General features: G+C 68.3%; 11 protein-coding genes. 8 read left to right on the forward strand and 3 right to left on the reverse strand.

Features of this window, described 5'->3' with window-relative positions; translation table 11 throughout:
- The first annotated feature begins 123 nt into the window (after positions 1-123).
- The 6 genes from rpsP to AC3WPZ_RS19140 all read left to right on the forward strand — a co-directional run bounded on the left by rpsP (position 124) and on the right by AC3WPZ_RS19140 (position 4,126).
- Complete coding sequence (rpsP, locus tag AC3WPZ_RS19115) at positions 124-378, forward strand: 30S ribosomal protein S16 (protein WP_382159826.1); 255 nt, start codon at positions 124-126, stop codon at positions 376-378.
- Positions 379-394: 16 nt separating this feature from the next.
- Positions 395-994, forward strand: a complete 600-nt coding sequence (gene rimM, locus AC3WPZ_RS19120) for a ribosome maturation factor RimM (RefSeq protein WP_382159823.1) — start codon at positions 395-397, stop codon at positions 992-994.
- A gap of 99 nt (positions 995-1,093) precedes the next feature.
- Positions 1,094-1,870, forward strand: coding sequence for a tRNA (guanosine(37)-N1)-methyltransferase TrmD (gene trmD / locus AC3WPZ_RS19125; RefSeq protein ID WP_382323677.1), 777 nt, complete (start codon positions 1,094-1,096; stop codon positions 1,868-1,870).
- 133 nt (positions 1,871-2,003) lie between these two features.
- The gene (rplS, locus tag AC3WPZ_RS19130) at positions 2,004-2,360 is read left to right on the forward strand and encodes a 50S ribosomal protein L19 (protein ID WP_066268749.1); all 357 of its coding nucleotides are present in this window, start codon (positions 2,004-2,006) and stop codon (positions 2,358-2,360) included.
- 92 nt (positions 2,361-2,452) lie between these two features.
- Complete coding sequence (locus AC3WPZ_RS19135; protein ID WP_382159818.1) at positions 2,453-3,136, forward strand: CoA pyrophosphatase; 684 nt, start codon at positions 2,453-2,455, stop codon at positions 3,134-3,136.
- A 51-nt stretch (positions 3,137-3,187) separates the two neighbouring features.
- Positions 3,188-4,126: a CobD/CbiB family protein gene (locus AC3WPZ_RS19140; RefSeq protein WP_492441015.1), complete on the forward strand. Its 939-nt coding sequence runs from the start codon at positions 3,188-3,190 to the stop codon at positions 4,124-4,126.
- On the opposite strand, the gene rsgA is transcribed toward AC3WPZ_RS19140, so the two are convergent.
- The 3 genes from rsgA to AC3WPZ_RS19155 are packed head-to-tail and all read right to left on the reverse strand — an operon-like array spanning position 4,123 to position 6,658.
- Complete coding sequence (rsgA, locus tag AC3WPZ_RS19145) at positions 4,123-5,097, reverse strand: ribosome small subunit-dependent GTPase A (RefSeq protein ID WP_492441030.1); 975 nt, start codon at positions 5,095-5,097, stop codon at positions 4,123-4,125. The two genes, AC3WPZ_RS19140 and rsgA, sit on opposite strands and share 4 nt — an antisense overlap.
- The gene (locus AC3WPZ_RS19150) at positions 5,061-5,381 is read right to left on the reverse strand and encodes a 4a-hydroxytetrahydrobiopterin dehydratase (RefSeq protein ID WP_382323679.1); all 321 of its coding nucleotides are present in this window, start codon (positions 5,379-5,381) and stop codon (positions 5,061-5,063) included. The genes rsgA and AC3WPZ_RS19150 overlap by 37 nt, the downstream gene beginning before the upstream one ends.
- A gap of 14 nt (positions 5,382-5,395) precedes the next feature.
- Positions 5,396-6,658 (reverse strand): M48 family metallopeptidase, encoded by a 1,263-nt coding sequence (locus AC3WPZ_RS19155; protein WP_291120659.1) that lies wholly within the window; start codon positions 6,656-6,658, stop codon positions 5,396-5,398.
- Positions 6,659-6,741: 83 nt separating this feature from the next.
- Here AC3WPZ_RS19155 and orn point away from each other — a divergent pair, with 83 nt between their 5' ends.
- Together orn and AC3WPZ_RS19165 are read left to right on the forward strand one after the other, a co-directional pair.
- Positions 6,742-7,335, forward strand: coding sequence for an oligoribonuclease (gene orn, locus AC3WPZ_RS19160; RefSeq protein WP_382159807.1), 594 nt, complete (start codon positions 6,742-6,744; stop codon positions 7,333-7,335).
- A gap of 93 nt (positions 7,336-7,428) precedes the next feature.
- Positions 7,429-9,021: an inorganic phosphate transporter gene (locus AC3WPZ_RS19165; protein ID WP_492441018.1), complete on the forward strand. Its 1,593-nt coding sequence runs from the start codon at positions 7,429-7,431 to the stop codon at positions 9,019-9,021.
- Positions 9,022-9,168 lie beyond the last annotated feature (147 nt).

Genomic DNA, 9,168 nt, shown 5'->3' on the forward strand with positions numbered 1-9,168 from the left:
GCGGGTTTCGTGGCGTTTCGCTGGCCGGGTGGTCAGTCGTGTGTCTCAAGCGCTGCAAATAAAGCGGGTCGCAAGATCCAGTGAAGTACCGATCCTGGTACCTCTCCACCCGAAGGATAAATCATGGTCGTCATTCGACTCTCCCGCGGCGGCGCAAAAGCCCGTCCGTTCTACAACATCGTGGTTGCCGACAAGCGCAATCGCCGCGATGGCCGCTTCATCGAGCGCATCGGTTTCTACAACCCCCTGGCCCGCGGTGGTGAAGAGCCCCTGCGCATCGCCCTGGACCGCCTGACCTACTGGACCGGCGTTGGCGCCACCCCGTCGGACACCGTGGCGCGCCTGGTCAAGCAGAACGCCGCCAAGGCCGCGGCCTGATCCTGCCCGCGGCAAGGTGAGCCACCCCGCGTCCGGCGCCTTCAAGGCGTTGCCCCTGCCCGACGACGCCGTCGAGCTGGGGCGCATACAGGACGCGTGGGGCATCAAGGGCTGGGTCCGCATCCTGCCCCACAGCGCCGACACCTCGGCGCTGATCGCTTCCTCTTCTTGGTTCCTGCAGCCGCCCGAAGCCCGCTTCGCGCGCGGCTTCTCGGCGTTCACGGGCTGCGTGGGCGTGGGCGTGGCGGAAGTCAAACCCCACACCGACGGCCTGGTCGCCCAGCTGGACGGCGTGGACGACCGCAATGCGGCCGAGGCCCTCAAGGGCGTGCGCATCTACCTGCCGCGCAGCGCCTTCCCGGCCACCCCCGAAGGTGAGTACTACTGGGTCGACCTGATCGGCCTGGACGTGTTCAACCGCGAAGGCGTGCACCTGGGCGTGGTGCGCGACCTCATGCCCACCGGGCCCACCTCGGTGCTGGTGCTCGAACACACCGAGACGGTGGACGGCACCGAGCAGACCGCCGAGCGCATGATTCCTTTCGTGGCGGCCTACATCGACGACGTCGACAAGGCGCAGCGCCGCATCACCGCCGACTGGCAGCCGGATTACTAGGCCCCCACGCTCCGCCGCTGCGCGGGTCGCTGCCCCACGAGGGGGTTGATCCGGCTTGGGGCGGCCCGGCACCGGATCGTTGACGCTCACAATACCGCCATGCGCTTCGACGTCATCACGCTTTTCCCGGAGCTGTTCGCGCCTTTCCTGCAGCACGGCATCAACCGCCGCGCCTTCGAGTCCGGCCAGGTGGCCGTGCACCTGTGGAACCCGCGCGACTTCGCCGAAGGCAACTACCGCCGGGTCGACGACCGCCCGTTTGGCGGCGGCCCGGGCATGGTCATGATGGCCGAACCCCTGTGGCAGTGCCTGCAGGCTATCCGCACCGCGCGCGCGGAGGCCGACGATGCCCGCGCCCCCGTGGTCCTTTTTTCCCCGATCGGCGAGGCGCTGAACCACGCGGGCGTCGAGGGCTGGTCGCGCAGCCAGGGCGCGGTGCTGGTGTGCGGCCGCTACGAAGGCATCGACCAGCGCTTCATCGACACCTGCGTGGACCGGCAGATCAGCCTGGGCGATTTCGTGCTCTCGGGTGGCGAGATCGCGGCCATGGCCCTGCTGGATGCCGTGGCGCGCCTGCAGCCCGGCGTGCTGACCGACGAGGGCAGCCACCAGCAGGACAGCTTCAACCCGGCGCTCGACGGCCTGCTGGACAGCCCGCACCACACCCGCCCCGAGGTCTGGCAGGGCCCGCGGGGGCCGATGGCGGTGCCGGAGGTGCTGTTGGGCGGCCACCACGAGCGCATCGCCCGCCACCGGCGCGAGCAAAGCCTGCTGCTCACGGCCAGCCGCCGGCCCGACCTGCTGGCCCGTGCCCGGGCGCAGGGATTGCTCGACGCGGCGGACCAGGCTTTCCTCCGCGCTCAGGGATTGCTATAATCCAAGGCTTTTCGATCCTCTGACCGGCCGCCGCGACCGGGCCACCCCGCAAACCCGCAAGGGTCTGGACAGGGGCCCTGCCGGATTCGCGGCCTTTAGTGCAGCGCGGCCATGACCGACAAAACAGGAAATCATGAACCTTATCCAGACCCTTGAGCAAGAAGAAATTGCTCGCCTTGGCAAAGTCATCCCGCCGTTCGCCCCTGGCGACACCGTGATCGTCAGCGTGAACGTGATCGAAGGCACCCGCAAGCGCGTGCAGGCCTACGAAGGCGTGGTGGTGGCCCGCCGCAACCGTGGCCTGAACTCCAGCTTCATCGTGCGCAAGATCTCCAACGGCGAAGGCGTCGAGCGCACCTTCCCGCTGTACAGCCCGCTGATCGCCAAGATCGAAGTCAAGCGCCGCGGTGCCGTGCGCCGTGCCAAGCTGTACTACCTGCGCGAGCGCAGCGGCAAGTCGGCCCGCATCAAGGAAAAGCTGGGCGCGTAAAGCGCATCGGGCCTGGCCCGGTCGCCTGCACCCTCCTAAAAAAGCCGCTCCCCGGAGCGGCTTTTTTGCGTCTGGCCTATGCTTGCCTTCACATGACCCACGTTCTGCCCGCTTTTGATCCGCGCCTGGTACCCATCGTCGCGGACGAGGCCGACGAGATGTTGCGCCCCGCGCAGGCGCAGCGCCTCACGCCCACCGGCCTGCGCGAACTCTTCGCCCGCCCGCCGGTGTGGACGCCCGAACTGCACCGCGAGCGCAAGTTCGTCGACCGCGCGCCCGCCGAGGCGGCGGTGCTGCTGCCGCTGGTGATGCGCGACGAGCTCACGCTCATCCTGACCCAGCGCACGGCCCACCTGTCCACCCACTCGGGCCAGATCGCCCTGCCGGGCGGCAAGCTCGACCCCGAGGACGCCGACGCCACCGCCGCCGCCCTGCGCGAGGCGCAGGAAGAGATCGGCCTGGCGCCGGATCGGGTGGAGGTGCTGGGCACGCTGCCGGTGTACGTCACCGGCACGTCCTTCATCGTCACGCCGGTCGTGGGGCTGGTGCGGCCGGGTTTCGAGCTGGTGCCCAACCCGGACGAGGTGGACGACGTGTTCGAGGTGCCGCTGGCCTACCTCATGAACCCCTTGCACCACCGGCGCCACGCGCTGGCCTTCGAGGGCGTGGTGCGCGAGTGGTACTCCATGCCCTACCTGGACGGCGACCGCGAGCGCTTCATCTGGGGCGCCACCGCCGGCATGCTGCGCAACTTCTACCGCATGCTCAGCGCCTAGGCCCGTGCGGCGCTCTGTGGCGCGCGCCCCTCACGCCACTATGATGGCGCCATGAGTTTTTTCGCCATCCTCATTGCCCTGCTGCTGGAACAGGCGCGCCCGCTCGCCTTTGACAACCCCGTTCACGCCGGTCTGCGCGGCTGGGCGCGCACCGTGCGCCGCAACCTCGATGCCGGCCAGTCCTCCCATGGCTGGGTCGCCTGGGTGCTGGCGGTGGGCGTGCCGGCGGCCATCGCGGGGCTGGTGTACTGGGGCCTGTGGCAGTTCAGCTCCGTGCTGGCTTTCGTGTGGACCATCGGCATTCTTTACGTGACGCTGGGCTTTCGCCAGTTCAGCCACCACTTCAGCGAGATCCGGCAGGCGCTCGATGTGGGCGACGACGCCACCGCGCGCGAGAAGCTGGCCCGCTGGCTGCGTGTGGACGCCTCCAGCCTGCCGCGCACCGAGCTGTTGCGCCAGGTGATCGAGCACTCGGTGCTGGCCGCCCACCGCCACGTGTTCGGCGTGCTGGTGTGTTTCGTGGTGTTCTGGGCCATCGGCCTGGGCCCCTCGGGCGCGGTGTTCTACCGCCTGGCCGAGTACCTCTCGCGCAACTGGCGCGCGCGCCCGGACGGCACGCCCAGCCCGGCGCTGCAGCACGCCGCCGCGACCGCCTGGCGCTGGGTCGACCACGTGCCGGCGCGCTTGACGGCGCTGGGCTTCGCCGTGGTGGGCAACTTCGAGGAGGCCGTGGCCAGCTGGCGCGGCGATGCCGAGCGCTTTGCCCCGGGCAGCGACGGCGTGGTGCTGGCCGCCACCTCGGGCGCCATCAACGTGCGGCTGACCCCGCAGCTCGATCCGCTCACGATCGAAGACGACGAGGTGGTGGGCGACCCCGGCGCCCGGCCGGATCCGCAACTGGCCCACCTGAGCAGTGTGGTGGGGCTGGTGTGGCGCGCGGTGGTGCTCTGGATGCTGCTGCTCGCGCTGCTCACCCTGGCAGGGCTTTAATACCGCCGCTTGTCCGAGAGTTCCGCGAACAGCTCGCCGTAGAGGCGGTAACGGTTCTCGCTGATCGCCAGCGGGTCGTCGGCCGGCTGGTCCGGCTCCCCGGTCTGCACGTGTTCCACCACCCCGCAACCCGGCTCGTGCAGGTGCGTGCAGTTGTAGAAGCGGCAGTGGCCCAGCGTGGCATTCAGGTCGGGCATGAGGTGGGCCAGCTGCATGGGCTCGATGTGGTTCAGGCCGAATTCCTGAAACCCCGGTGAATCGATCAGCGCGGTGCGGCGTTCCGCGTCCACCCAGTACCAGGTGGTGCTGGTCGTGGTGTGTTTGCCCGAGTTGAGCGCCCGCGAAATCTCGCCCGTCAGCGCGCGCGCCTCGGGCACCAGCCGGTTCACCAGCGTGCTCTTGCCCACGCCCGAGGGGCCCAGCACCAAGGTGCGCTTGTTCGCCAGCCGCTGCTGCAGGGCATCGAGGCCGGCTTCCGAGCCCTCGGCCGATTTCAGGCGCAGCGGCAATACCGCGCAGCCCATGCGCCGGTAGGGCTCCAGGCGGGCCCAGGCGCGGTCGAACGCGGGCTGCAGGTCGCTCTTGTTGAGCACGATCAGCACGTCGATGCCTTCGGCCTGTGCCGCGATCAGGGCCCGGGTCAGCTGGCTCTCGGAAAACTCCGGATCGGCCGCCACCAGCACCAGCACCTGGTCGAGGTTGGCGGCAAACGACTTGGTGCGCATCTCGTCCTGCCGGTAGAACAGGTTGCGCCGCTCGTCCACGCGCTCGATGCTGCCTTCGTCGCCGGTGACCTGCCATTGCACCTGGTCACCCACGACCACGGCGTTCTTCTTGCCGCGCGGGTGGCAGATGCGGCGTTCGCCGTCGAGGCTTTCCACGAGGCAGTGGCGCCCGTGGGCGGCCACCACCAGACCGGGTTGCAGATCGGTCATCAGGCCTTCTGCAGGGCGTCCACCGCGGCGGCGCAGTGGATGTCGCTGACCGAGATGCCGTTCACGTCGTGCGTGTTGAAGCGCACCGTGCAGCGGCCGTAGCTGACGGCCAGGTCAGGGTGGTGGTCTTCGCGGTGCGCGATCCAGGCCAGGGCGTTCACGAAGGCCATGGTCTCGTGGAAGTTGGCGAAGCTGTAGGTTTTCTCCAGCGCGCCGTCGATCAGCTTCCAGCCCTGGGCGGCATCGCCGTTGAGCTGGGTGAGCTGGGTCACGATTTCTGTGGCGGAGAGGGCGCGGCGGTTCTGGTGGATCGGGTTCATGGGTCGGGTTCGCGTCAGGCGGTTTGCAGGCGGGAGAGGCGTTCGCTCGCCGGCGGGTGGGAATAGTAGAAGCGCGCGTACAGCGGGTCGGGCGTGAGCGTGCTGGCATTGTCCTTGTAGAGCTTGAGCAGCGCGCTGGCCAGATCGGGGCCGCTGGTGTGGGCCACGGCATACGCATCGGCCTCGAACTCGTGCTGGCGCGAGAGCTGCGCCATCAGCGGCGAGAGGAAGAAGGTGAACAGCGGCACCACCATCATGAACAGCAGCAGGGCCAGCGCGTCGTTGGGCGTGTCCATCGACGGCGTCACGCCCAGACCGCTGAAGAACCAGGCCTGGCTCGACACCCAGCCCAGCAACGCGAAGCCCGCCAGGCTCAGCGCGAACATCAGCACGATGCGCTTGAGGATGTGGCGGCGCTTGTAGTGGCCGAGTTCGTGCGCGAGCACGGCGTCGATCTCGTCGGGGCTGAGCTGTTTGAGCAGGGTGTCGAAGAACACCACGCGCTTGGCCGCGCCGAAGCCGGTGAAGTAGGCGTTGGCGTGGGCGCTGCGCTTGCTGCCGTCCATCACGAACAGGCCCTTGGCGGCGAAGCCGCAGCGCTGCATAAGCGCGTTCACGCGCGCCTTGAGCGTTTCGTCCGACAGCGGTTCGAACTTGTTGAACAGCGGCGCGATGAGGGTGGGGTAGAGCACCAGCGCGAGCAGGTTGAAGGCCATCCAGACGCCCCAGGCCCAGAGCCACCAGGTCGGGCCGGCCGCGCCCATGAGCCAGAGCACCAGCGCGGCGATCGGCAGGCCGATCAGCGCGCCCACCAGCGTGCCCTTGACCAAGTCGCCCAGCCAGAGCGACATCGTCATCTTGTTGAAGCCGAAGCGTTCCTCGATGCGGAAGGTGGCGTACCAGCCCAGGGGCAGGGTGATGAGGCCGCCGATCAGCACGAAGGCCGCGAGCAGCGCCAGCTGTTGCAGCATGCCGCCGCCCAGCGCGTCCAGCAGCCGCTGGTTGAGCCAGTCCAGGCCGCCCAGCAGCGTCCAGCCCAGCAGCAGCGCGGCCTCGATGGCGGTCTCCAGCAGGCCGAAGCGCGCCTTGGTGATGGTGTAGTCGGCCGCCTTCTGGTGCGCGGCCACCGAGATCGTGTCGCTGAAGGCCGCGGGCACGGCATGGCGGTGGCGCGCCACATGGCGGATCTGTCGGCTGGCGAGCACGGTGCGCACCAGCAGGCCCAGCAGCAGCAGGGCGCAGAAAACGGCGGTGAATGCGAAGGAAGCGGTGTCCATGGGGCCGAGTCTATCGAAGACGGCCCTTTGCGCGCGCCGTGGGGCCGGGGGCCCCGGGCGGCGGATCGGCGAGAATGCCGGCCATGACTTCTGCCTCCACCGCCCCGGCGGGCACCGCCGCCGACACCCCCACCCTCGCCAAGAGCGACCAGAACCTGGTCTGGATCGACTGCGAGATGAGCGGGCTCGACCCCGAAAAAGAGCGCCTGCTGGAAATCGCGGTGGTCATCACCGGTCCGCAGCTCACGCCGCGCATCGAAGGGCCGGTGATCGTGGTGCACCAGAGCGACGCCGTGCTCAACGCCATGGACGCCTGGAACAAGGGCACGCACGGCCGCAGCGGCCTGATCGACAAGGTCAAGGCCAGCACGGTGAGCGAGGAAGAGGCCGAGGCCACCCTGCTGGCCTTCATCGCCCAGTACGTGCCCAAGAACGGCTCGCCGATGTGCGGCAACACCATCAGCCAGGACCGCCGCTTCATGGTGAAGTACATGCCCAAGCTGGAGGCCTACTTCCACTACCGCTGCCTGGACGTGAGCACGCTCAAGGAACTGGCCCGCCGCTGGCGGCCCGAGGTGTACGAATCTTTCAAGAAGCACCAGAAGCACACCGCGCTGGCCGACGTGCACGAGTCCATCGACGAGCTCGAGCACTACCGCACCCACTTCCTGCGCTGAACGCGCGCCCCACGGCTTGCACCGGCGCCCCTGCGCGCCGGCCTTGGGGTGTGCGGCCACATGTCAAAATTGTGACGTTCACATGAGATTTGCATGACAAAAAAATCCCGTTACCGCTTCGTTTCGAAGCACCAGGAGGTGCTCCAGCTGGGCGCCGCGGTGCTGTTCCTCCTCCTGGTCGGGCTGTACGCCTCCCTCACCGGTGCATCCACCGCAGGCCTGGCGACTTCGGCGATGTGGCTGCTGATCGTGGCGGCGGCGGTGGGGGCCTACATGGCCATGAACATCGGCGCCAACGACGTGGCCAACAACATGGGCCCGGCGGTGGGTTCGGGTGCCATGACCATGGGCTGGGCCATCGTCGTGGCCGCCGTCTTCGAGGCCCTGGGCGCCATCGTGGCCGGTGGCGACGTGGTCGGCACCATCAAGGGCGGCATCATCGATCCCAATGCCATCTCGGACCCGGCGCTGTTCGCGTGGGTGATGTTCTCCGCGCTGCTGGCCGGCGCGCTCTGGCTCAACCTCGCCACGGCCGTGGGGGCCCCCGTGTCCACCACGCACTCCATCATCGGCGCGGTCATGGGCGCCGGCATCGCCGCCGGCGGCTGGGGCCTGGTCAACTGGGAAACCATCGTCCAGATCGTGATCAGCTGGGTGATCTCGCCCCTGGCCGGCGGTGCGATGGCCGCCGCCTTTCTGTACATCATCAAGCGCAGCGTGACCTACCGCAGCGACATGATCGACGCCGCCAGCCGCGTGGTGCCCATCCTGATCGCCGCCATGGTCTGGGCCTATACCACCTACATGCTGCTCAAGGGCCTGGGCCAGATGGTGCATGTCGGGGTCCCGACGGCCATGGGCGCGGGGGTGGTGCTGGCCGTGGTCGTGTGGGCACTGATCCGCAAGCCCATCGCCAAGCACGCCCGGCGGCAGGAGAACAGCAAGAACGGTGTCAACCGCCTGTTCACCTGGCCGCTGGTCTGTTCGGCCGCGCTGCTGAGCTTCGCCCACGGCGCCAACGACGTGGCCAACGCCATCGGCCCGCTGGCCGCGATCTACGAAGCCGTGAAAGACGGCGCCATCGCCACCAAGGCCGGTACGCCGCTGTGGATCATGGTGCTGGGCGCGCTCGGCCTGGCGGTGGGGCTGGCGCTGTACGGCGCGCGGCTCATCCGCACCGTGGGCAAGGAAATCACCGAGCTGGACAACATGCGCGCGTACGCCATCGCGATGTCCGCCACGCTCACGGTGATCGTCGCCTCGCAGCTGGGCATGCCGGTGTCGACGACGCACATCTCCATCGGCGCGGTGTTCGGCGTCGGCTTCCTGCGCGAACTGCTCAAGGTGAACTACGCGAAGATGGAACGTGTGGTGCGCTCAGGCCACCAGGGTGCCGACCGCGACGTGGTCGAGGCCTACCTGAGCCGCTTCGAGGCCGCCGAGGTGAGCGAGAAGAAGCGCATGCTGGCGGACATGAAGCGGCTTGCCAAGCAGCGGGAGCTGGCGCAACCGGAAGATGCGGTGTTCGCCAAGAAGGAACAGAAGGCGTTCAAGAAGGCCTACAAGAAGGAAATCGTCAAGCGCTCCGTGGTCATGCGCATCGTGGCGGCCTGGATCGTCACCGTGCCGGCCACCGCCGTGCTGGCGGCGCTGCTGTTCTACGTGGTGCGCGCCGTGCTCAATTGAGCGCGGATGTAAAGACTTGGGGTTTTCCCGAATCCATGCCATAATCAGCGGCTTCGCAGGCAACTGCGATGATTTGTGCATCTGCCTCACACACCAGGCCCCCCGCAACCGCAGGATGGGGCCTTCGCTCCCGGTGTCACGCTTCTC

The organism is Hydrogenophaga sp. FW305-3-2-15-A-LB1 (assembly GCF_058787875.1).